21 protein-coding genes and 1 riboswitch are annotated in these 25,147 nt (G+C 27.8%); of the genes, 12 read left to right on the top strand and 9 right to left on the bottom strand.

Annotated features, from left to right (window positions below; translation table 11 throughout):
* Positions 1-294 precede the first annotated feature (294 nt).
* Together E6A48_RS05280 and E6A48_RS05275 are read left to right on the top strand one after the other, a co-directional pair.
* A complete protein-coding gene (locus E6A48_RS05280) occupies positions 295-1,269 on the top strand; it encodes an HTH domain-containing protein (RefSeq protein WP_219709029.1) in 975 nt (324 codons plus the stop codon).
* 37 nt (positions 1,270-1,306) lie between these two features.
* Positions 1,307-1,447, top strand: a complete 141-nt coding sequence (locus tag E6A48_RS05275) for an FmdB family zinc ribbon protein (RefSeq protein ID WP_219709028.1) — start codon at positions 1,307-1,309, stop codon at positions 1,445-1,447.
* Positions 1,448-1,473: 26 nt separating this feature from the next.
* Here E6A48_RS05275 and E6A48_RS05270 read toward each other — a convergent pair whose 3' ends face one another.
* Positions 1,474-2,496, bottom strand: a complete 1,023-nt coding sequence (locus tag E6A48_RS05270; RefSeq protein WP_219709027.1) for an ankyrin repeat domain-containing protein — start codon at positions 2,494-2,496, stop codon at positions 1,474-1,476.
* Positions 2,497-2,878: 382 nt separating this feature from the next.
* On the opposite strand from E6A48_RS05270, the gene E6A48_RS05265 reads away from it, so the two are divergent.
* From E6A48_RS05265 to E6A48_RS05255, 3 genes are all read left to right on the top strand, one after another.
* Positions 2,879-3,892, top strand: coding sequence for an AAA family ATPase (locus E6A48_RS05265; RefSeq protein ID WP_219709026.1), 1,014 nt, complete (start codon positions 2,879-2,881; stop codon positions 3,890-3,892).
* 2 nt (positions 3,893-3,894) lie between these two features.
* Positions 3,895-4,428, top strand: coding sequence for a DUF3226 domain-containing protein (locus E6A48_RS05260; RefSeq protein ID WP_219709025.1), 534 nt, complete (start codon positions 3,895-3,897; stop codon positions 4,426-4,428).
* A gap of 221 nt (positions 4,429-4,649) precedes the next feature.
* Positions 4,650-6,803: a peptidase U32 family protein gene (locus E6A48_RS05255; RefSeq protein ID WP_219709024.1), complete on the top strand. Its 2,154-nt coding sequence runs from the start codon at positions 4,650-4,652 to the stop codon at positions 6,801-6,803.
* Positions 6,804-6,853: 50 nt separating this feature from the next.
* Here the strand turns inward: E6A48_RS05255 and celB are convergent, their stop codons facing one another.
* Positions 6,854-8,194, bottom strand: a complete 1,341-nt coding sequence (gene celB / locus E6A48_RS05250; protein ID WP_219709023.1) for a PTS cellobiose transporter subunit IIC — start codon at positions 8,192-8,194, stop codon at positions 6,854-6,856.
* A 174-nt stretch (positions 8,195-8,368) separates the two neighbouring features.
* Here celB and E6A48_RS05245 point away from each other — a divergent pair, with 174 nt between their 5' ends.
* Entirely contained in the window at positions 8,369-9,793 is a 1,425-nt protein-coding gene (locus E6A48_RS05245; RefSeq protein ID WP_219709022.1) for a 6-phospho-beta-glucosidase, read from the top strand.
* Between the two features lie 99 nt (positions 9,794-9,892).
* Here E6A48_RS05245 and E6A48_RS05240 read toward each other — a convergent pair whose 3' ends face one another.
* From E6A48_RS05240 to ribD, 6 genes are all read right to left on the bottom strand, one after another.
* Positions 9,893-11,185, bottom strand: coding sequence for a dicarboxylate/amino acid:cation symporter (locus E6A48_RS05240; RefSeq protein WP_219709021.1), 1,293 nt, complete (start codon positions 11,183-11,185; stop codon positions 9,893-9,895).
* Positions 11,186-11,298: 113 nt separating this feature from the next.
* The gene (gene ribH / locus E6A48_RS05235) at positions 11,299-11,769 is read right to left on the bottom strand and encodes a 6,7-dimethyl-8-ribityllumazine synthase (protein WP_013244359.1); all 471 of its coding nucleotides are present in this window, start codon (positions 11,767-11,769) and stop codon (positions 11,299-11,301) included.
* 138 nt (positions 11,770-11,907) lie between these two features.
* Positions 11,908-12,777, bottom strand: a complete 870-nt coding sequence (locus E6A48_RS05230) for a hypothetical protein (protein ID WP_219709020.1) — start codon at positions 12,775-12,777, stop codon at positions 11,908-11,910.
* A gap of 290 nt (positions 12,778-13,067) precedes the next feature.
* Positions 13,068-14,267, bottom strand: coding sequence for a bifunctional 3,4-dihydroxy-2-butanone-4-phosphate synthase/GTP cyclohydrolase II (locus E6A48_RS05225; protein WP_219709019.1), 1,200 nt, complete (start codon positions 14,265-14,267; stop codon positions 13,068-13,070).
* Between the two features lie 55 nt (positions 14,268-14,322).
* Positions 14,323-14,961 (bottom strand): riboflavin synthase, encoded by a 639-nt coding sequence (locus tag E6A48_RS05220; protein ID WP_219709018.1) that lies wholly within the window; start codon positions 14,959-14,961, stop codon positions 14,323-14,325.
* A gap of 114 nt (positions 14,962-15,075) precedes the next feature.
* Positions 15,076-16,194, bottom strand: a complete 1,119-nt coding sequence (gene ribD / locus E6A48_RS05215) for a bifunctional diaminohydroxyphosphoribosylaminopyrimidine deaminase/5-amino-6-(5-phosphoribosylamino)uracil reductase RibD (protein ID WP_219709017.1) — start codon at positions 16,192-16,194, stop codon at positions 15,076-15,078.
* A 135-nt stretch (positions 16,195-16,329) separates the two neighbouring features.
* A riboswitch (FMN riboswitch) is annotated at positions 16,330-16,467 on the bottom strand.
* 155 nt (positions 16,468-16,622) lie between these two features.
* Between ribD and E6A48_RS05210 the strand changes: the two genes are divergently transcribed.
* From E6A48_RS05210 to E6A48_RS05195, 4 genes are all read left to right on the top strand, one after another.
* Positions 16,623-17,690 carry a sugar ABC transporter substrate-binding protein gene (locus E6A48_RS05210; protein ID WP_157145933.1) on the top strand — a complete coding sequence of 356 codons (1,068 nt, stop codon included), beginning with the start codon at positions 16,623-16,625 and terminating at the stop codon, positions 17,688-17,690.
* Positions 17,691-17,755: 65 nt separating this feature from the next.
* Positions 17,756-18,781 (top strand): ABC transporter permease, encoded by a 1,026-nt coding sequence (locus tag E6A48_RS05205; protein WP_157145932.1) that lies wholly within the window; start codon positions 17,756-17,758, stop codon positions 18,779-18,781.
* 16 nt (positions 18,782-18,797) lie between these two features.
* Entirely contained in the window at positions 18,798-20,315 is a 1,518-nt protein-coding gene (locus E6A48_RS05200; RefSeq protein WP_157145931.1) for a sugar ABC transporter ATP-binding protein, read from the top strand.
* Between the two features lie 15 nt (positions 20,316-20,330).
* Positions 20,331-21,302, top strand: a complete 972-nt coding sequence (locus E6A48_RS05195; RefSeq protein ID WP_219709016.1) for an ABC transporter permease — start codon at positions 20,331-20,333, stop codon at positions 21,300-21,302.
* A 4-nt stretch (positions 21,303-21,306) separates the two neighbouring features.
* Here the strand turns inward: E6A48_RS05195 and xylB are convergent, their stop codons facing one another.
* The gene (gene xylB, locus E6A48_RS05190; RefSeq protein ID WP_219709015.1) at positions 21,307-22,812 is read right to left on the bottom strand and encodes a xylulokinase; all 1,506 of its coding nucleotides are present in this window, start codon (positions 22,810-22,812) and stop codon (positions 21,307-21,309) included.
* Between the two features lie 137 nt (positions 22,813-22,949).
* Here xylB and E6A48_RS05185 point away from each other — a divergent pair, with 137 nt between their 5' ends.
* Together E6A48_RS05185 and E6A48_RS05180 are read left to right on the top strand one after the other, a co-directional pair.
* Positions 22,950-24,110, top strand: a complete 1,161-nt coding sequence (locus tag E6A48_RS05185; RefSeq protein WP_219709014.1) for a diphosphate--fructose-6-phosphate 1-phosphotransferase — start codon at positions 22,950-22,952, stop codon at positions 24,108-24,110.
* A 27-nt stretch (positions 24,111-24,137) separates the two neighbouring features.
* Positions 24,138-25,103, top strand: coding sequence for a ketose-bisphosphate aldolase (locus tag E6A48_RS05180; RefSeq protein ID WP_219709013.1), 966 nt, complete (start codon positions 24,138-24,140; stop codon positions 25,101-25,103).
* The last annotated feature ends 44 nt before the right edge of the window (positions 25,104-25,147 follow it).

The following is a 25,147-nucleotide window of genomic DNA, read 5'->3' as shown; positions in this document are numbered from 1 at the left end:
CAAAATGTTAATCCTGACATATACAAATCCTATATAAATATTATAAACAATATTTTAATTTTTATCTATTAATTTATATAAAAATATACAAGTTTTAAATATTAATATATATTTTGTTTTTGTATATTATAATTCATAAATAAATCATTATTGTTATTAATATTTTCAAAAAATATAAAATAAAAAACTGACAAACTTATTAAACTTAAATACAGTTAATTCCTAAATCGTATAAAATTATAGAGTTTTTACAAAAATAGTGTATTATTAGTGTATAAGTTTTAGGAGTTAGCTATGACATATTATGATGCAGCTAAAAAAGTTTTAGAGCAAAGCGATGTACCTATGAAAGTTGATGAGATATGGGAAAAGGCTTGCGAACTAGGTTATGATAAACAAATAGAAGAAAAAGGCAAACAAAATAATCCAGATTTTCAAATGAGTAAAACCCCAAAGGATAGTCTCAGTTCAAAAATATATTCGGACATTAAATATAATCCAGATACTACAATCTTTACTAAAGTTGGTAAAGGTAAATTTTTATTAAAAAGCAAAATAAATAGCTCTAATCAAAATTTAATAAATGAAATTAATGCTTCAATAGATGAAGAAGATGCAGATGATATCGTTGAAAACAATTCTACAAATAAAAAAATATTAGAAGAAGATTTGCATATACCGCTCACAAAATATTTACACTCAATGAAAATATATTCTAAAACAATTAATGCTAATGCCACAGATGTTAACCTAAAAGGAAAAATGAAATGGGGCACTCCTGATATTGTAGCTGTTACTTTTAAAGATTATATTAATAAATCAGTTTTAGAATTATTTAATCATATAAACCTGCCAACTACAGAACTTTATGCTTATGAATTAAAATTAAAACTTACACTTAGTAATTTAACAGAATATTATTTTCAAGCATTATCAAATTCTGGATGGGCTAATGAGGCTTGGCTTGTTGCTATGAATATAGACGAAAATAATTATGATGAATTAATGGAAGAGATTAAAAGATTAAATCAGTCTTTTGGAGTAGGAGTAATAAAATTAAATTATTATAACCCAGAAGATTCAGAAATATTATTTTCTGCCCAAAAAAGAAATAATTTAGATATAGACACTATGCATAAACTTTGTAACAATAAACAATTTGAATTATTTATAAAAGATGTAAATAGATTATTAAAACATGATAATGATGATAGAGTTGTTTTCATGAATGGATTAATGAATAGCGGAAGATTTAATAATCCTAATTAATAGGGTGTAAACTAAATTAATAATTAAGGAGTTTTTTATGTTGCCTTTTAATGGACCTTTCCTTTATAAATGTAATGATTGCGGTAAAATATTTGAAAAAACTCACAAAATCAATATTGTGGATATAATACTTTCTAAGCATAAATGTCCTAAATGCGGAAGCAGAAATACAAAATAAATTGATTATATGATAAGAAAATAAAATTATATTATTTTATAACCGCACTCCTTTGCTATATCATTAGCTGTTTTTCCTTTTTTATTTTTTATATTCACATCAGGATTTAATTTTAATATCTCATTTATAAGAGGTTCATTGCGAAGTTCTATAGCATACATTAATAAAGTGTTTCCTTTGTTATCTTGAGCATTAATATCGGCACCATTAGATACTAATAATTTTATAAGTCTAATAGCCGTATCTGTTTCCTCCATTTTCTTCTGATTCATATAATCTTTTATATAGTCTGTTTTAGCATGATCTCCAAACATATCTTCCGTCATTGCCTTAACATTCTCTAAAACACCAAAAGATAATATTGTATGAAATAAAGCTGTTTTTCCTTCATTATCTTTTATATTAATATCTGCATTTTCTGATAAACATATATCTATTATTTTTACTTTATCAGTTTGAACAGCAAACATCAATGTAGTAACACCTTCATTATCCTGAGCATTAATATCAGCACCTTTTTCAAGTAAAAACTTTACATGTTCTTGATTTTCATATGCTAAAGAATGCTGTATTAAAGGAGTTCTTCCAGATTTATTTTTTTTATTTATATCTGCACCATGTTGAAGGAAATAATTAACGGTTTCCTTTTTTCTAGTAAAAAAGAAAACATTAGAACCATAATTATCTGACACATTAAAATCAGGATTATATTTTTCAAATAGTTTTAAGATTTCAAGTTCATCTAAAACAGCAGCCCAGAAAAATGCATTTCTTCCCTTATTATCTTTTATTTTAATAACATCTGCATTATGCTCTAATAAAATTTTAACAACCTCTATTTCTCCTTCTGTTACAGCATTCATTAAAGGAGTAAATCCTTCTTCATCTTGAACATTAATATTAACTTTATCAATTAATTCTTCAATTACATACATTTGACCATAACGGCATGCATGAAGGAAATTTCTTTCATCTTGAGTTATACCATAAGAATCATTGACCATTAAAACTACTCCAACGATAATTAACACAATATATTTTTTTAGCATTTTAGTTCCTATTATTACTAATAAAAATTGTTCGCTAATCAAACTCTATCAAATAAATTTGCTAGATGCTCACAATTTTTATAAATTATATTTTATTATTACTATATATAAAATGATATACTTTCATATCATTGCTATTACGCAAGTAATGCTGCCTTGCAAAACGTTAAGCGACTTATTACTAATATATAAGTATGTAGACTTACATTACTAATTTGGAAATTAGCTTTATTATTATTTCTTATATAATACAACTTTTAAAAGTATAAATAATTAAAATACAAAAGTCAATATACATATATAGTATAAATTATTTTAATTACTTGTATATAATCAGAAAAAAATATATAATTAATAAAAATATAAAATAAAGAGAACTACAATGTTAGAAAGTTTAGAGATAGAGAATTTTAGAGGAATAAAGAAATTAAAAATAGATAATTTTAAAAATATTAATTTTTTCATAGGTAAAGCTAACACTTCAAAAACTTCTTTGCTTGAAGCTATATACATCTCTTTAGAACAATCTCCTGTATCATTATACATTTTATTTGCATTAAGAAGTATATTTAATGATGATGATGCTTTTGAATCATTATTTCATGATTATAATTATAACAATGTAATATCTTTGAATTATATTTTTGATAAAAAAAATATTAATATAAAGATACAAAAAGATAATATAAATAGTTTTGCAATTTTAAGGAATAATAATGGAAATAATTTAATAAATAAACTTTTATTCATAAAAAAAGATAATGATGAAAAAATATTCTCTGTTGAATACAATTATAAAGATAATAATATCACAATAATTCCAGAAGATAAAATTTATAATGATATTATATTTATAACAGTAGAAAATTTTGAAAATAATCTTACTTTATATAATAATTTAAAAAAAATACTATCAAATAATGATTATATTGAAAAATTTAGAGAAATATATAAACAATTTGATAATAAAATAAATGATATTAGATTTCTAGGAAATACTATAGTAGTAAGTTTAGAAAATTTAAATCATACAATAAATATTAAATATATGGGCAAAGGATTTCAGACTTATATATCAATAATAGCTTCAATGGTTGCTGGAAATAAATATATTGTTATTGATGAAATTGAAAATGGAATGCATTTTGAAAGTATTAAAACTTTACTTGAAAATATTTTAACTTTATCTAAAGAATATGAGCTACAATTTTTTATAACTACTCATAATAAAGAATTACTTGAAATTTTAAATGAATGTTTAATAGAAAAAAACTATAAAGATATGCTTTCCGTTTATAATGTATATTATAATAAAGAAAACAATATTGACGTGATAAATTACAGTCAAGAAAATTTTTCAAACCTCATAGAAAATAATAATGAAATGAGAGACTAATAATGAGAATTATTGTTGAAGGCGATTCAGATAAAAAATTTCTAGAGTCTTATTTAAAATATTTAAATATTAGAAACTATACTAAAATAGTATCAATAGGAGGAAAAGATAATATTGTAAATCATAAGGAATTAAAAAAGGAAGATTTTATAATAATATTTGATGCTGACGATGATTATAATGAATCAAAGATTAATATAGAAAATCAGCTTAATAAATTAGATATAAAAAATAATAAAATATTTCTATTTCCAAATAATAAAGATATTGGAAATTTAGAAACATTAATTGAGAAAATAGCAATATATAAAGAAGTACTTCAATGTTATGAAAATTATGAAAGCTGTATAGATTATTTAATTAACCAAACACCCAATTTAAAACATCAAGCTAAAAAATCAAAAGTATTCGCCTATATGAGCGGATTTGGTTTTAAGAATAATATTAAAGCTGAAGATTTTGATTTAACACCTTATGTTGACTTTGATAATATCTATTTGAATGATCTGAAAAACTTTTTAGAAAATATTTTTTAATAAAGTTATATATAGTTGTTATTATTAATAATTCATTTTGTAATATTTTTACTTACGTTTTTTTATTCTTTTTTAAACTACAAAAAATGAGACGATATAATTTATATATATAAATTTCTTAAAACAATATAAATTTAACTGTCAAAAATTTATTCAGCACTTGAATTCATTTACTTATATGCTATAGTTTTGCAATAAATATATAATTAATAGGAAATGATTTGAATAATAAAAACAAAAAAATAGAACTGCTCGCACCTGTTGGAGATGAGAGGGGATTAAAGGCTGCTGTTAATGCAGGGGCTGATGCTGTGTATTTTGGCACTAAAAGTTTTAATGCGAGAGTAGGTGCTGCAGAAAACTTCGATGAAAAGGCTCTAGAAAATAATATAAAGTTTGCAAAATTAAGAAATGTGAATGTTTATATTACAGTCAATACTTTAGTTTATAATGATGAAATTGATAAAGTACTTCCATTAATAAAAAGTGTTTCTGATTTGGGAGCCGATGCTATTATAGTTCAGGATTTGGGAATTATAGATATTGTTAGAAATAATTTAAATATTGCCATGCATGCAAGCACACAGATGTCTTGTAACAATTTAGATAGTGTAAAACTGCTTAAAAGCATTGGCATTGACAGAGTGGTTCTAGCACGTGAGATGAGTTTAGAGAATATAAAATATATTAGAGATAACACAGACATAGAACTTGAAACTTTTGTGCATGGAGCTTTATGCGTAAGTTTTTCTGGGCAATGTGCTTATTCTTATTTGCATGGAGGCAGAAGTGCAAACCGAGGAGCATGTGCTCAGCCTTGCAGAATGGAATATACTGGAGGAAAAACCGATTATCCTCTAAGCACTAAAGATTTAATGACTATTGATATAATTCCAAATTTACTAGAAAGCGGAATAACTTCTTTTAAAATAGAAGGACGTGCTAAAAGAAGCGAATATGCAGCAATCACAACTTCAATATATAGACAGGCAATTGATTTGGCTTTAGAAAATAAAGATATACCTACCCAAAAATATAAAGAAAGTTTGATGAAGATTTTTAATAGAGGCGGATTTTCTCAAGGGTATTATTATAATTCAAAAGATATTTTTGAAAATTATAAGCCTAGTCATGACGGTGAATATATAGGAGAAGTTGTAGCTTATAAGAAAAATAAAATATATATAAAAGCAGAAAAAGAATTAAATGTTTATGATGGGCTTTCATTTGGAGATAGCGGTCAAGTAGGAATGCAGATTTCTGATTTATATAAAGATAATGTGAGAGTAAAAAGAGCAAAAGGAAATTTGAATTTTTCGGCTGTTATAAAAAATGTAAATGTAGGTGATGAAGTTTATAGAACCACTGATAAACTTCAAATGGACGAGGCAGATAAAATAATTGAAAGTGATAATTTTAAGCATTTGCTTGATTTAAGTTGCATTATTGGGTTTAATAATGAAAAAATAAAATTAGTAGTTACAAGTAAATATGATGAGCGACTAAACAATATAGAATATATAAGCGATTACACACTTCAAGAAGCTAAAACTAAAGCAACAACTAAAGAAGATATTTTTAATTCTCTTTCAAAAACAGGAGGAACCGTATTTGAATTTGAAAATATTAATATAGAAGAAAAATTCAAAAATCCTTTTATACCTGTTAAAATTTTAAATGAAGCAAGAAGAGGTTTAATTGAAAAATTAGAAAATATCTTGATGCAATCAAAAAAAATTAATTATAATAAAAATATATACACAAATATTAATTACCCAAATACAAATATAAAAGTTTTAATTGCAGGCAATGAAGAGAAAATTAATTTATATTCTGATATTCATTATGACAAAAAAATATTATTTCCAAATGTTTATGATGAAAATATAATTAAGCTTTTTGAAAATAAAAAAATAGATGGAATAATTCTTCCTCATGTAACATTTGATAAAGATATAGAAGTGATAAAAAATATAGTAGAAAAAACAAATAATATGATTGTAATATGCAATAACTTAGGGCATATTGAAGCATTAAAAGGAAAAGCTATATTATGGGCTGGAATCGGGCTTAATGCAATTAATAACTATACTGTAGACTTTTTATATAAATTAGGAGTTGATGTTGTCATATCAGCCATTGAGGCAGGTAAAAATTTAAAACACACATTATCTATAAAAGAAGGTTTGATTCCTGCTATGAACTTTGCCTTCTGTCCAAAGAGTATGTCTGTTGGGTGCTCTAAATGCAAAGAAGAAGATATTATTGACCACAAAGGAAATATTGTAATATTTGATTGTGTGAGGGTGCATAATAAAACAAGCTTTATTTTAGAGAATATAAAAAATAAAACTGGTGAGATTTATATAAAATAATAAGAGGCTAAATATCATTTAATATCTAGCCTCTTATTATAAATATATACTTATTGGTTTGATGTACTCTCTTCTTTTTCTAATTCTTTTAAATACATATTAAGGAAAGGTTTATATATAAAATAATCTAATACAATTAATACAATTATTAGTAAAGGAGCTACAACATTTAAATTAGTAGATATAAATGAACCTAACACAGAAGGAGTAGTCCAAGGAACTAATGCTACAACCTTACCTATTATATTAAGCTTCATAAATATATAGCTTATAGTTGCATTAATTATAGGTGTTAAAAGGAAAGGAATAACAAATATAGGATTCATTACTATAGGAGCACCAAACATTATAGGCTCATTAATATTAAAGAAACCAGGAACTATAGAAAGTTTACCAATATATTTCATATGAGCATTTTTAGTCATAATCATAGCAATACATAAACCTAAAGTAGCACCAGAACCTCCAAGATATACAAAACTATTCATAAACTCACCAGATAAAACTTTCGGTATTTGTTCACCTGCAGCAAGAGCAGCCTGATTAATAGCTAAATTAGTAAGAGCAATTGGTTGTAAAACAGCATTAACAACATTAGCACCATGTATACCGCAGAACCATAATATATGTATCAATAACAATATAATTATTATAGATACTAAACCATCAGACATATTTAACAATGGCTGTAAAATCTTCATAATTAAATCTGGAACCATAATTTTCATACCATTTTGTATAAGCATATTTACAGTTTGGAATAAGAAAGAAATAACAGCTACAGGAATTAATATTTCAAAAGATTTAGATATAGCAGGAGGAACTGACTCAGGAAGTTTAATCATAATCTTTTTAGTAACTAAAAATCTAGAAATTTCTACAGACAACAACGCTGCAATAATAGCAACAAAAAGCCCCTTAGCATCTAAATATCTTGCATCTAATACTCCAACATTAACCTCTTCAGCTACATGCAATAATTCAGCAGCAGCACCTACTACAGTTACAGCTAAAGACTTTGCAGATAATAAAAGAAAAGCATACATAGACAATAAACCATTTGTAATTTGGTCTTGACCATAATATCCAGCTAAAGAATATCCTATACCAAAGGAAACAAACAACGACATTATACCCATACTAACATTAAATATTTGTATATAATTTCCTGAAAATGCCTGCACAAAATTTTCATAAGGAGGGAAATACATAAAATTAGTCTTATCACTCAAAGGTAAATTAAATAACAATAATACAAAAGAACCTATAATAATAAACGGTGTTGCAAATACAAAACCATCTTTAATAGCGTTCAAATATCTGTTCATAGCAATTTTTGACATTATTGGAAGAAATTTGCTTTCCATAAAAGCATTAAACTTTTCTTTCATTTTAATCTCTCCTTAAAATTTTCTTTTCACTATTTATAGTATAATTATCAAATTTCATAAATTCAATTAAAGTTATATTAATTAATTACCAGATTAATGTGGCAAAAATCTTGTTTGAGTTTTTATCTTTTTCATATTATTTTTATATTACTTTTTAATATTAAGGAGTCATTTATGCCATTTAAAGAAGGTTTTTTATGGGGTGGGGCTACTGCTGCAAATCAATGCGAAGGCGGATTTGATAAAGGCGGAAGAGGCTTGGCTAATGTAGATGTTGCTCCGCATGGTAAAGATAGAGTAGCTGTTATTAAAGGAAAAATGAAAATGTTTGATTTTGATAATGAACATTTTTATCCTTCAAAAGATGCTATAGAAATGTATACTCATTATAAAGAGGATATAAAACTTTTTGCTGAGATGGGTTTTAAAGTTTATAGAATGTCTATTGCTTGGAGCAGAATATTTCCTAAAGGTGATGAAGAGAAACCTAATGAAGATGGATTAAAATTTTATGAAGATGTATTTAAAGAGTGTTTAAAATATAATATAAAACCTTTAGTAACTATCACACATTTTGACTGCCCTATGCATTTAATTACAAAATACGGCGGTTGGAAAAATAGAATAATGATAAAATTCTATGAGAATCTTTGTAATATATTATTTAATAGATATAAAGGTTTAGTTGAATATTGGCTTACTTTCAATGAAATAAATATGATTTTACATGCACCTTTTATGGGAGCTGGACTTTATTTTGAAGAATGCGAAAACGAAGAAGAAATGAAATATCAGGCAAGCCATCATGAATTGGTTGCTAGTGCAATAGCCACTAAAATAGCTCATGAAGTAGACCCTAATAATAAAGTAGGATGCATGTTGGCTGCAGGAGTTTATTATCCTTATTCTTCAAAGCCTGAAGATGTATTGGCAGCTCAGCATAAAAATGATGAGATGTATTTTTTTGTTGATGTACAGTCAAGAGGAAAATATCCTAATTATGCTTTAAAAAAGTTTGAAAGAGAAAAATTAAATATAAAAATGGAAAAAGAAGATTTAGAATTGTTAGCTAAATACACTGTTGATTTTATTTCTTTCTCTTATTATTCAACAAGATGTGCTACTGCTGATAAGAGTAAATATACAATAACAAAAGATAATTTGGAAGGCGATATAAAAAACCCAGAATTAAAACAAACTGATTGGGGTTGGACTGTTGATCCACTTGGCATAAGAATAACTTTAAATGATATTTATGATAGATATCAAAAACCTATGTTTATAGTAGAAAATGGACTTGGTGCTTATGATAAGCCTGATGAAAATGGTTATGTGGAAGATGATTATAGAATAGAGTATTTGAGAGAACATATCAAAAATATGAAAGATGCTGTTGAAATTGATGGAGTTGATTTGATAGGATACACTACTTGGGGACCTATAGATTTAGTTTCTGCTGGTACAGGTGAGATGTCTAAGAGATATGGTTTTATATATGTAGATAGAGATGATTTTGGAAATGGAACTTTAAAAAGAAGCAAGAAAAAATCATTCTATTGGTATAAACAAGTTATAGATAGTAATGGGGAAAATTTATAATAGAGGTATTTTTTATTTTATTGTAGAGGCTTTTAGTGTTTTCTCCACTAAAAGCCTTTATTTTATTTAACAATTTTTTGAACAAACTTCAATAAATATTTAATCTTGCCACTTACTCATATCCATCTGTTTAGTAATTTTAGCAACCACTGCAGTACCGCATAAATCTCCAGATATATTAAGAGCAGTTCTTCCCATATCAAGTATAGCATCTATTCCAAGTATCATACCATAAGCAGCAGCAACATTTACATTAGAGTTAATATCAAGACCAATAGAATTAAGAACCATAAGAAGCATAATAGAACCAGCACCCGGAACTCCAGCAGTACCAACAGCAGCAAGCACAGATACTATTACAACAGTTAATTGAGAATTAAAATCTAATGGATTGCCAGTAGCATTTGATATAAATATAGCACATATACCTAAATATATAGCAGTACCATTCATATTAATTGTAGCACCCAAAGGCAAAGTAAAACTATAAATACCCTGATTAATACCCATCTTCTCATCAGCTGCTTTCATAGATATAGGCAATGTACCGCCTGAAGAACGTGTAACAAATGCAGTAAATAATGGCTCGAAAATTTTTACTAAAAACTTTCTAGGGTTAATTCCAAATATGATATTGATTATACTATAAACAATTACAAGCTGAATAGCAAAAGCAATATATATTGTATATGTAACCTTTAATAATGATTTAAAAGACTCAGGACCATTTTTTGCAAATACTGTAAATATTAAAGCAAATACACCTATAGGAGCATAAAACATTATCCAGCCAACAATTCTTATTATAATATGTGTACATCCATCAAAGAACTTATAAACTATTTCTGCAGTATCTTTTGTCTTTTCATTATCCCTGCAAAATGCCAAAGATATGCCAAAAAATATAGAGAAAAATATTGTAGGAAGAACATCTCCGTCGCCTTTAGCAAAAGATGAAAAAGGGTTTGTTGGTATTGTTGAAAGAAGCGTGTCTATAAAATTAGGCTTTACAAACTCTTTTGTAGTAGCCATAGCCATATTCAAATCCAAATCTAAACCTGGTTTTATTAAATTACCTACAGCAAGACCAAAAACAGAAGATATTACAGAAGTTATCATATAAAAAAGAAGTATGATAATACCTACTATACCAAGATGCTTTGGTGAAATGCTTGAAACCCCGCTTATTAAAGTAAAAATAATTACAGGCATTACTATCATCTTTAAAAGCCTTATAAAAATATTACCTATAGGGTCTGATATTGAAATCAAATTTTTTAATGTTTCAGCGGATGCATATGCCGAAGCAAGCATTCCAAGTACAGCACCAATTATTAAGCTAATTAGTATTACAATAAGCAATTTACTTTTTAAATCTTTTACTATAGACATAGTTATAATCCTTGAAATAGTTTATAAAAACATATTATGTAATAATGTATAATAAATCAAGATTAACAATAATTTTTAAAATAAAATTATTTATTTAAATTATTATAACTATTTTATTTTTCTATTTCTCTGATTAGATTAACCATTTCAATAGCACCCATAGCAGAATCAAAACCTTTGTTTCCTGCTTTAGTACCAGCTCTTTCAATAGCCTGCTCAATATTTTCAGTTGTAAGTACTCCAAACATTACAGGTATATCAGAATTAAGCGAAACATTAGCAATACCCTTAGACACCTCAGCACAAACATAATCATAATGAGTAGTAGAACCTCTTATAACAGCACCCAAACATATAACAGCATCATATTTTTTTGATTTAGCCATTTTAGAAGCTATTAGAGGTATCTCAAAAGCACCAGGCACCCAAGCTACAGTAATATCATCGTCTTTAATATCATGACGAGATAAAGCATCTAATGCACCGCCCAAAAGTTTAGAAACAATAAATTCATTGAATCTAGCACATACTATACCGATTTTAATTTTTTTCTCGCTAACGAGTTTTCCTTCAAAAGTTTTCATTTTACTATCCTTTTTTAAATTTGCTTGCTAGAAAATTTACCGATATCTAGGCTCTTCTAACTTCCTTCGTCAGTTCAATTTATCTAGCTTTATATATTTAAATTTGCTATAAAATTTTATTATTATTGCTATGCTCTTTTAATAGCCTCCGTTTTCAAGTTTTATCTGTGAACCATGCACAAAGCCATGAATTGCATATTTTCCGTCTTCAGCCTCTGGAGGAAGATAAAATACTTCAAGCCACTTTGTTTCGATATCTTCATAATTCACATAATCAATACCTTCTCCATTGATAGATAATAAAACTCCCCCATTATAAATCATATCTCTTTTCAAAATCTTTCCTATTATTTTTCCATTTGCTTTATCTCTTATATTCACATAATTGTCTTTAGAATTATATTGAAGTTCGTTGTAAGAAACATTTCCTGAATTATAATTATTTTTACTAAAATACTTTGTTTCTACATCACCTAAAGCCTTAAAACCTACAATATCACCGTAAGCCTCTCTTGATGCATCACCTTCTCCATAAAAACGATAATTTCTAATTGTAACTTCAGCTCTTACAGCAGCAGCACCTAAAAATCTTTTATTCAAAGGTTCTGGTAATTTTACTTCAATATTTTTTAATAAAACACCGAATTCCAATCTGTCAAATTCAACGCCGCTAAAATCCCAAGAATCACCATATTTAGAAGCACCTTGATTTTTCAAATCCATTTCAGATGAAACATATAAAAAAGGAAGATCTACATTATTATCAGGATAAAATCTTAAAGCAGTATAATTATCCCCCATATCATAATTATCAGATCTTTCAAGAACTCCTGTTAATGTAATCTCTCCATCAAAATAAACCATACCATAACTTTCTACATTATAGGCTTTAAGTGTATTTTTTGTCACTTTACCATCATCGCTTAAAAGTTCAGAAAAATACGCTTCACTAGGCGGAAATGCCCATAAAAAATTAATGCCTAAAAGAAATAAAATAATTTTTTTCATAATAACTCCTTGCTTATAAATAACAATTATTCAATTCTTACTACTGATTAAAATTATAAGAATCAATAAATTTTATATTCTTTCAACTTTTTCCCTCCGCACACCGCAGGTGGACTTCGCCAAAGTTGCAAAAAGTGAATATTAAAAATTATAAAATCTAATTATAATTTTTATCTCGTTTCATAAACCTCCTAACAATTAATAAACCTCCTAAATATATAAAAAACTTGTTTGATAATAAGCCCTTAACATTCTTACAAATATCAGATACTCACAAGTTTCTTATCAATTTAATCAAGAATATGTCCCATACGCTCTTTTTTTGTTTGTAAATAAAATAAATCGTACTCTGTTGCTTCTATCTGTATAGGTATTCTCTCTTCTATTTCAAGTCCGTAATTTTCTAAATGTTTTATCTTCTCTGGGTTATTAGTCATTATTCTCACACTCTTAATACCCAATTTTTTTAGCATCTGATAAGCCTCATAATATTCACGCATATCATCTCTAAACCCCAAAGCTCTATTAGCATCAACTGTATCAAGCCCTTTATCTTGAAGCTCATAAGCTCTTAATTTATTAACAAGTCCTATTCCTCTGCCCTCTTGACGCATATAAACCATTATACCTCTGCCCTCTTCAGCAATAGCACGCATAGCATAATTATACTGCTCTCCGCAATCGCATCTTCTAGAACCTAATGCATCGCCTGTCAAACATTCTGAATGCACCCTACATAAAACATCTTCACCGTCGCTAATATCTCCCATAGTAAGTACAACATGATGCTGTTTTGTTATTTTGTTTACGAATGTTAATATTTCAAACTCGCCGTATTTTGTAGGCATTTTAGCCTTAGCATAAAGCTCCATCAAATCTTCATTTTTCTTTCTATAGTCTATTAAAGAAGATACTGTTATCATTTTAAGATTATGTTTTTTAGAGAACTCAATTAAATCATTTTTTCTCATCATATCGCCGTCATCTTTCATAATCTCGCAGCATAAACCGCATTCTTTAAGTCCTGCAAGTCTCATCAAATCAACAGTAGCCTCAGTATGCCCCATTCTAACTAACACTCCTCCCTCTTTTGCAAGTAATGGAAACATATGACCAGGGCGTCTAAAATCTTCTGGTTTAGAATTATCATCAATTACTTTTAAAGCTGTGATAGACCTTTCAACTGCAGATATTCCTGTAGTAGTGTCAACATGGTCAATAGATACTGTGAAAGCTGTTTCATGATTATCAGTATTTTTTGTAACCATTTGATTTAAATTTAATTTATTTGTAATTTCTTTACTCATAGGCATACATATCAAACCTTTAGCATAAGTAGCCATAAAGTTGATATTTTCTGTAGTAGCAAATTCTGCCGCACAGATTAAATCGCCTTCATTTTCTCTATCTTCATCATCAGAAACAATTATAATCTTACCGTTTCTTAAATCTTCTAAAGCCTCATCAATAGTGCTGTAAACATTTTCCATTTTAAACTCTCCTTTTATTTTTATGTAAATCAAATATATTTCTTAAATAAATTTTTCAAAAACCATTTTTCAGCAAAAACTCCATTGTAATATTAGATTTTTTACTGTCATTGTCTTCTTTAAATGTTAAAAGCCTTTCAACATATTTGCCTATAACATCATTTTCAATATTAACTTTGTCCCCTTCTTTTTTATAATAAAGTACAGTTTCCTTTAATGTATGCGGAATAACAGATATAGAAAATGTATTATCAGCTAAACTAGCAACAGTTAAACTTATACCATCAACAGCAACAGAACCTTTTTCTACAATGTATTTCATTAAATGTTTAGGCACTTCAATAGTAAGTATTATAGCATTATCATCTTTCTTCATAGACTTAATGCTTCCTACTCCGTCAATATGTCCGCTTACTATATGCCCTCCAAATCTTCCGCTTAATGTCATAGCTCTTTCAAGATTAACTTTACTTCCGTTTTTTAAACTTCCTAAATTAGTACGGTTCAAAGTTTCTTGAGTAACATCTGCATTAAATATTTTATTATCAAAACTAGACACAGTTAAACAAGTACCATTAACAGCAACGCTATCACCCAAATGCAAATCATCAAATATCTTACTTGCCTCTATCGTAATAACTTTGCTTTGTACCGATTTAACAGTTCCTATTTCTTCAACTATACCAGTAAACATTGTTAAATAATTTCCTCTTATTCAATTTCGCTTTATAATTGGGGCTTTGCCCCAGACCCCAGTTCTTTTGGTGACCCAAAGAACCAAAAGGACTGCAATTTATATTAATAACAATTATTTATTTTCTATATTTATATAATACTCCAAAAACAAATCGTCTTCTATTTTTGTTATGCTGCCTTCCGTAAGTTTAACAGCATTATCAGGATCATCTATTCCTTCGCCTCCTATTGGAGTTTTTGCTTTTGATCCTCCGAATATTTTTGGTGCTATATAAATCAATGCCTTATTCGCTAATTTCTCTTTCAATAAACTTGCATGTAAAGTAGCACCGCCTTCAACATACACACTGTCAATATTTTTTTCCTCTCCGAGTATTCTCATCAAATCATTTAAACTTACTTTGCCGTTATCATTTTCTGTTTTTATTATCTCTAAACCAAGCCCTTCAAGCTCTTTTATTTTTTTATTTTTGTTATCATCATCAGTTTTAACAGTAGCTATAAAAGTTTTTATATCTTTTGATGTTTTACAAATGTTAGAGTCTAAACTTATTTTCAATGAACTATCTAAAATTATTCTTATAGGGTTTCTAGTGCTTGGAAGCCTGCAATTAAGCATAGGGTTATCTTCTATTACAGTGTTTATCCCAACCATTATAGCAGAATATTTATTTCTGAATCTATGAGAATGCTCTCTTGTTTTTTCACTAGTTATCCATTTTGATTTGCCGCTTACTGTAGCAATTTTTCCGTCCATAGTCATAGCATATTTCATCACAACAAAAGGTCTTTTATTAGCTATATAGTAGAAAAAAACTTCATTTAATTTTCTGCACTCTTCTTCAAGTACATTTACTATAACCTCAATTCCAGAATCTTTTAATTTTTTTATACCATTTCCGGCCACCTTAGGGTTGGAATCTACACAGCCTATAATAACTTTTTTTAATTTGTTTTTTATAATAGCATCAGCACAAGGAGGAGTTTTTCCATAATGAGAACAAGGCTCTAAAGTTACATAAATATCAGCTCCTTCAACATCTTCTCCTCTCTCCTTTGCATCCAAAAAAGCATTAATCTCAGCATGATTTTCCCCATATTTTTTATGATATCCAATACCTATAACTTTATTATCTTTCACTATAACAGCACCAACTAAAGGATTAGGACTAGTAAAACCCTCTCCTTTTTTAGCTTCCTCTATAGCCATTCTCATATATTTTTCATGCATAATATTAATACTCTAAAAAAATATTTTTTATTAATCTTTGGTATATTTTGGTAGGATACTATGAACCATAAACAAAAAAACTCTAAATGTTTACACACTTAGAGCATTATTTTTTTGACATGTAGTTTACATTAAAAACATCTTCTACCATCCAGACTTTAACTGTCGGTTTTGGAATTGCACCAAATCTGCCATTTTTGAATGAAAGAAACATCAAAAAGGCTCGCGGACTTTACCGCCGGTATGGAATTTCACCTAGCCCCGAAGATTTATATATTAATTAGTATACACAATTTTTTTTTATTGTCAAGTATACGAAATTTCTAGTATATATTATAACTTTTGTTGACAAAGCACTTATAATATATATACTATATATTATATTATTATAACATTATAACTTTTAATTAAGTATTGGAGGAAATACAATGATTAAGAAATTTATTTATACTATACTTGTATTAATATCATTAGTCATTATAGTATCATGCTCAAAATCTGGAGAAACAGCTTCAAATCCAGATGATTATTATTTAGGTATATGTATACACTCATTAGATAATGAATTTTGGGCACAAGAAGCAAAAGGTGCTGAATTATTTGCAAGTAAAGTAAGTAATTTGCAATCAAGAATATTAACTTCAGATAGCGATGATAATAAATTACTTCAAGGTATTAGAGATTTCATAGCAGAACATGGTGAAAAAGCTATATTCGTTGTAGACCCATCTAGTGCTGCAGTTACTGCAAATGTAGCAGAGATTTGTGAAGAAGCAGGATGTTATGTAACAATCTTAACACATAGAGCAGAAGGATTATACCCTAAAGACTTCAGCAAATTTGTTATACACATGACAGAAAATGATTTAAATTCTGGATATATTACAGCTAAAGCATTATTTGATTCAATAGGTGGAAAAGGAACTGTTTGTGAATTATATGGACAATTAGGAAATGATGCTGCTACAGCAAGACATGCTGGATTTGAAAAAGCTTTAAAAGAATATCCAAATATCAAAGTTTTAGATATGCAAGTAGCATCTTGGAGTCAGGAAGAAGCTTTAAAAATTACAGAAACATGGCTTGCTAAATATGGAAATGATGGAATAAATGCTATATTCTGTGCAAATGATACAATGGCTATAGGAGCAATAGAGGCTCTTAAACAAGCTGGATTAAATGGTAAAATTAAAGTTAATGGTACTGATGGTATTAAAGCAGCTTATGATGCTATAAAAGATGGAGATATGGTATGTACTATAGCTAATGATGGTTATCTTTTAATGGGATATGGTGCTGCATATGCTTATTATGCTGCAACTGGAAAAATAAATGTTAATGATATGACACCAGAAGAACGTATGGTTTATACAAAAACTTCATTCATAGATGCTTCTAACGTAGATGAAATGTATGAAAAATTTATAACAGGAACTCCTGATTATGATTATAGTAATTTGGAGTTTGCTATAGACGGTTATCAGCCACAACCTTAAATTAATTAATACAGTTGTTAAAATAGTAATATTTTAACAACTGTAAAAAAATTAGGTATTAATAGATGAAAAATAAATTATTAAATTACATGTCTTCAAAAAGTGTAGCCGAACAGTTCACATATAAAGTTAAAGAAGATGCCAAAAAAGATATGATAAGAGTTTATGCTCCTATGATATTACTTATCATTACTACTATATTTGCTGCTATATTTGTAAATAACTTTTTTTCTTGGAAGAATATTACTAATTTAATGTATCAAATGTCAATTCCTTTAGTATTAGCTACAGGAATTACTTTTGTTTTATTGATAGGAAGTATAGATTTATCATTAGAGGGGGTTATGGGATTTTCTGGGGCATTTGTATCTGTACTAGTTGCAAATTCAATGACCAAAAATGATTTTGGAATTTTAGGTATTATAATTACAATAGTTATATGCTCAATAATAGGAGCTATCACAGGTTTATTGCATGTAAAAATGAGAATATCTTCTTTTATTATAACTTATGCAGTAGGAAGTATAATTACTGGATTTGGTGTACTAACCTACGGAGGAACACCTGCTAAAGTAACTTATGATTTATTTATAACAATATCTAATGGCTCATTCTTAGGAATTCCTTATATAACTTATATATCATTTATAGTATTTTTTATAGGCTGTATTATACTTAATTTCACAGCTTTTGGGAGGGCCGTATATGCTATAGGAGATAATGAAATAGCGGCAAGATCAACAGGAATTAATGTAGACCTTGTAAAAATAAAAGTCTTTTCATTATGTGCATGTACTTCAAGCATAGCTGGAATTCTATCATGTATGAGATTAAAATTAGGTCAAGTAAGTATAGGTACTGACCAATTATTCCCTGTTATAACGGCAGTTGTATTAGGTGGAGCATCTTTATCTGGCGGAAAAGGTGGAATGCTTCAAACATTTGTAGGCGTATTAATATATACTGAATTGTCTAATTTTTTAACAATAATGGGTATAAATCCTTATTATAAAAAACTCATTCAAGGAATTATAATCATAATAGCTGTAGCTTTAACTATAGCTAAAAACAGAAAAACTATAGCTAAATAATAGGTTGGTATTATTTATGGAAGCTTTATTCAAAACAGTTAATATAGGTAAAAGTTATTCTGGTAATTCTGTCTTAAGAAATATAAATATGGAAATTCATAGCGGAGAAGTTGTAGGACTTATAGGAGAAAATGGGGCTGGAAAATCAACTTTATTAAAAATTATTTCAGGGGCAGAAAAACCAAGTACTGGAACTATGGAAATGAACAAAAAGAACTATCTTTGTTCTTCTATTATAGAATCAAACAAACATGGCGTTGGTATGGTTTTTCAAGAGCAATCTCTAATTGGAAATTTAACAATAGCACAAAATATATATTTAGGAAGAGAAAATAAGTATTCTAAACTAGGTATTGTAAATTGGGCTAAAATGAATAGAGATGCAAAGAAAGCATTAGAAAGAATAGATATGGGCAATTTAGACCCTTCTAAGAAAGTGCGTGATATAGATTTTGCTACAAGACAAATGGTTGAAATAGCAAAAGTTTTGGATATAGTTTCTCAAAATAATGAAAAGTCTTTAATATTATTAGATGAACCTACTACTGTTTTATCAAACAATGAAATAGATAAATTATTTAAACAGATTCAAAATATGAAAGAGATGGGGAATGGTATCATTTTTATATCTCACCGTTTAGATGAAGTTTTAAAAATAACTGATAGAATTTATGTATTTAAAGATGGAGATAATACTGCTGTTTTAGATACTAAAGATGCTGATGAATATATTTTATATGAGAAAATGGTTGGTAAATCTACTACGGGTGAATTTTTTTCTATTGATATGCAAAAAGAGGCTGAAGAGGAAGTAGTTTTAAAAGTAGATAATCTTAGCAAATTTGGTGTATTTAATAATATTAGTTTTGAATTAAAAAAAGGAGAAGTATTAGGGTTTGCTGGGGTAGAAGGTTCTGGAAAAGAATCATTATGTGAAGTATTATGTGGAGATGATGATTTTACATCTGGAGAGATGATTTTTTTCGGTAAAAAATGCAATTTTAGATCACCTTATGATGCCTTAAAAAATGGTATTTTATGCGTACCTAAAGAAAGAAGAGATGAAGGCATTATAGGTATATTAAGTATTGCTGATAATATATTTATATCTAGTTTGGATAGAATTGCAAAACTAGGTATAGTTTCACAAAAACAAATTGATAAACTATCTGAATACTGGGTGAAAACAATAGGAATAAAATGTTTTAGTATAAAGAATAGAATAAATCAACTTTCTGGTGGAAATGCTCAGAAGGTAATATTTGCAAGGGCATTAGAAAGTAAAGCACCTATTTTAATTTTAAATCACCCAACTAGAGGTGTGGATATAGGGGCAAAAGAAGAGATATATAAATTAATAAGAGATATAACAAATAGAGGTATATCGGTTATATTATTAGGTGATACTTTAGATGAGTGTATAGGGCTTTCTAGTAGAATTATAGTTTTGAAAGATGGTCTTATAAATGGTGAATTTCAATGTCCTAAAGATAATAAGCCTTCACAGTTAGATATAGTAAAAAAAATGATGTAATAGGGGGAATATTCAATGAAAGATGTAAAAGAAAATACAAAAAAGTTTAATATATCAAAATATTCTGAATATGCATGTATATTAAGTGTAATATTTGTAGTAGGATTTTTCACTATAATTAACCCTAGATTCTTAAGCACATATGGTCTAAAAAACATAATGCTTGAAATGGCTCCTCTTATGTTAATGGCTGGGGGTATATCATTTGTGTTATTTACAGGAGGTATAGATTTATCTACTGGTGCTATAGCTTCTTGTGCTTGTGTATTAACTGGAATATATGTTAAAGATGTTGGAAATATTATCATCTTATATTTATTTATATTTGGTATATTTATAGGATTACTCAATGGTATTATAGTTTCACAATTTAAATTACCTTCATTTATAGTTACATTATGTACACAAAATATATGGACTTGTATAGCTTTAATTAAATCGGGTGGTGGTTCAAGTATAGTTCCTATGAATAAAAGACATATAATTTCTTGGGCTACTGAAAATGTTGGAATATTTCCTGTTATGTTTATATTCTCTATATTATGTATTATAATACTATATTTTATACAAAGAAACACAAAATTTGGAAAGAACATATTTGCATTAGGTGCTAATGCAAGGTCATCTAGAATAGCTGGAGTAAATACTAAATTAACTCAAATATCAGCATTTATTATATGTGGAGCATGCAGTTCACTTTCTGGTGTGCTTTATGCCTACAAATTAAAAAGTTCTGTTCCTACTGTTGGGGATTCTTTAGGATTATTAGCTATATCTGCTGTTGCTTTGGGTGGTACTTCTATGGCTGGAGGAAAGGGAAGCGTATTAAGAACTTTTTTAGGGGTTATGACTGTAATATCAATATACTCAGGTATGAATATGATTGGTGTGCATGCTTTGTGGAAAGATATAGTAATAGGATTTATACTAATAATAGCTGTTTATATTAACTCTGATAAAACAGGAAAAGATATTATAGTAAAATAATCTATTATTTTATATTTCTAATTGATGACATTAAATGCTTATTTGCCTTATAAGCCTCTTTAAATATTTGATAATACTCTGAATATATTCTTACATTTTCTTTTATAGGTATTATTGATTTATCATCATGCTTTATTAATTCTTTTACAGCATCTTTGTAACTGCTATATACTCCACTTCCAACAATGGAAGTTATAACAGCACCTAAAGCAGCTTGTTCTTTGGTTTTAGAAACATATATTTCTTTGTCTAATATATCAGCCTGTATCTGAAGCCATAGTTTACTGTGTGAACCACCTCCAGAGGCTATTAACTTATCACATTTAAAATGCATATCGTCTGTTAATATTGAAAAACAGTCTTTTAATGAATATACAACACCTTCCATTATAGATTTTAAAATATGATATTTAGTATGCTTTAATGTTAACCCCAAAAACATAGCAGAGGCATCACTATTCATATGAGGAGTTCTCTCACCAGCTAAATATGGAAGAAATATTAAACCTTCACAACCTGCTACTATTTTTTCAGCATTCAAATCTATATCTACAAATGATTCTCCATTACTGCAAAAGTTATTTCTAGCCCACTTCAATGCTAACCCAGATGATAATGCAGCCCCTAAATAATACCAAGTATTTGGCATTACAAAATTAAATGTATGAGAGTTGCTATTATATACAGCTTTATTAATAGGCATAAAAATTTGCCCACCCGTACCTATAGTTATTGATGCAGTACCAGTTTCTATAATTCCATTTCCTATAGCTTGCATTGCCTGGTCTGCCCCACCATACATTACATTAACGCCTTCATCTAAACCAGTTTCCTCAGATGCCTTTTTACTAACTTTTCCTACTATCTCATGAGGATAATATACTTCTGGAAATATATCACTTCTTATATCAAGTTTTTTTATTATCTCATAAGACCATTTATTCTCATTCACATCAAAAGCACAAGTAGAAGCAGCATCTGTTATATCTGTAGCAATAATGCCAGTAAGTTTATATCTTATATAATCTTTAGGTAATATCACTTTATATATTTTATCATAGTTGTTTTTTTCATTATTTTTTATCCACAAAAGTGATGCTATTTGAAAGCCAGTTGCTAATGGACTATGTGTTATTTTTATTATATTGTCTTTTCCTACTTTTTCATTTATATAATTTACTTCATTTGAAGTTCTACTATCACACCATATTATAGATTTTCTCACAGGATTACCATCTTTATCTAAAGCTACAAGCCCATGCATTTGACCTGAAAAACTTATAGCTTTAATTACAGCATTATTATATTTTGATTTTAATTGATTTAAAGCATCTTTTATTGTAATAACTGTGGCATTCCACCATACATCTATATCTTGTTCTGCCCAATTTAAATAAGGTGTGTCAAAACTATAATCTTTTTGAGAAATTGAAAGCATTTCTGCCTTTTGAGATGTTATTAAAGTTTTTACAGATGATGTTCCTAAATCTATTCCTATGAAACAATCCATAATTCTATCCTATAAAATATTATATATACTTTAAGTATAGCATAAAAATACAAAATTTAAATATAAATTATTGACTAATAGGAAAAAACATCATATTATTATATTATTATAACAATATAATAATATAGGATTTATAAATGACAGGAAATACTTTATACATACAATCAGGTGGACCTACATCTGTAATAAACTGCTCTGCTTTAGGGGTTATATCTCAATTTGAGAAAATGAATAAAAACAACTACAAACTATACGCTTCTAGAAATAGTTTTTCGGGGGTATTGAATGATAATATAGTTGATATTATGAAAGAAGACAAAGATGAGATAAAATTTTTATATAACACTCCTTGTTCTATATTTGGCTCTAGTAGACATAAGATGTTAGAAAACGAGTATGATATATTTATTGATAATTTAAAGAAGTATGATATAAGAAATTTACTCATAAACGGTGGAAATGGTACGGCAATGGCATGTAAAGAAATAGAAAAAAGATTAATAAATTATGGGTACGAATGTTCGATTATAGGCATACCTAAAACAGTAGATAATGACATTTATTCAATAGATCACACTCCAGGGTACCCATCAGCAGCAAGACATATTATATTATCTATATTAGACCTATCTTATGAGCTTAATGTATACGATTCTGGATTAATAATGATAATAGAGGTTATGGGTAGAAAATGTGGATGGCTTGCTGCTGCATGCTTATTGGCTAATAAATTATGTGGTTATCCGGATTTAATTTATACTCCTGAGAATGTATTTGATTTTGATAAATTTACAAATGATATCAAAAATATATATGATAAAAATAATAAATGTATGATTGTAGTATCTGAAGGTGTAAAAACAGAAGATGGAAAATATTTGTTTGAAAATAATTCAGATTTAAATATGGGCGGAATATTAAATACAATTCACAGTAAAATAAAAAATCATTTTAGCTGCAAAATAAGAACTATAGATCTTGGACTAATGCAAAGGAATTCTTCAAGAGATACATCTGATATAGACAAAAAAGAAGCCTTTGAATTAGGAGAAGAAGCATTAAAAATTGCATTTAATGGTGAAACTGGAAAGTTTGTAGCATTTGATAGAATAACTTCTAAACCATATAACACAAAAATGGTTTATCACAATTTTGACGAATTAACACAAGAAACAAATTACCTTCCAAGTAAATATATAATTAATAATGGTACATTTATAGATGATTCATTTATTGATTATATAGAACCTTTGGTTGGAGATTTCCCTAGATATAGTAAATTCAAATATTTAAAATAAATAAAAAAGATTAAGAGGAGTTTTATTATGCATTATAAAGAATTAGGTTTAGTAAATCCAAGCGAAATATTTAAAAAAGCATATAATGGTCAATATGCGATACCAGCATTCAATTTTATATCTGTAGAACAAATAAATGCTATATTTGATGCTTGTATAGAAAATAACTCACCAGTTATATTGATAGTATCTCCAAATTTAATAAGACAGATAGAGCCTGAAACTGTAGCATATTTAGTGAAAGCTAATATTGAAAGGGCTAAAAGAATTGGTAAAAACATACCTGCATCTTTATTTTTAGACCATGGAATGAAGTTTGAAGATTGCGTGCTTGCAATAGATAATGGTTTTTCTGCTGTAATGATAGATGGTAGTGCATTAAGTTTTGAAGATAATATAGAACTAACAAAGAAGGTAACAGAGTATGCTCATAAAAGAGAGGTTGCTGTTGAGGCTGAATTGGGAGCTTTATCTGGAGAAGAAGAACCATCTGATAGTGAAGATAAAAAAATGAGTATATACACAGACCCTAAAAAAGCTGAAATATTTATAAAAGAAACTAATATAGATTGTTTAGCAGTATCTGTAGGTACAAGCCATGGACTTGTAAAGATAAAGAGTGATAGTAAAAATATAATAAAATATGATATAATAAAAGAGATAGAAAATAGAGTTCCTAACTTTCCTTTAGTATTACATGGCTCTTCTTCTTTAAAAAAAGAAATAATTGATATGGTAAATAATTATGGTGGAAATATAGAAAAGGCTGAAGGTATACCAGAAGATGAAATAAAAAAAATTGCAAAAACTGCTATATGTAAAATCAATATAGCTTCTGATGGTTGGATTACTGCTTTGGCTTATACAAGAAAAATATTAGCAGAAAATCCTAAAGCTATAGACCCTAGAGTATATACATTACCTATCAGAAAAGAACTTTATAAACTATACTCACATAAGATAGAACTTTTAGGAAGTAAAAATAGAATATAAAGGCTTATAAAAATGAAAAATAAAGAATATTATATATCTATAGA

This window comes from Brachyspira pilosicoli (assembly GCF_019402445.1).
Taxonomy (GTDB): domain Bacteria; phylum Spirochaetota; class Brachyspiria; order Brachyspirales; family Brachyspiraceae; genus Brachyspira; species Brachyspira pilosicoli_B.
The sequence above is the reverse complement of the archived record's forward strand: the minus strand, read 5'-3'. Positions and strand labels throughout refer to the sequence as shown.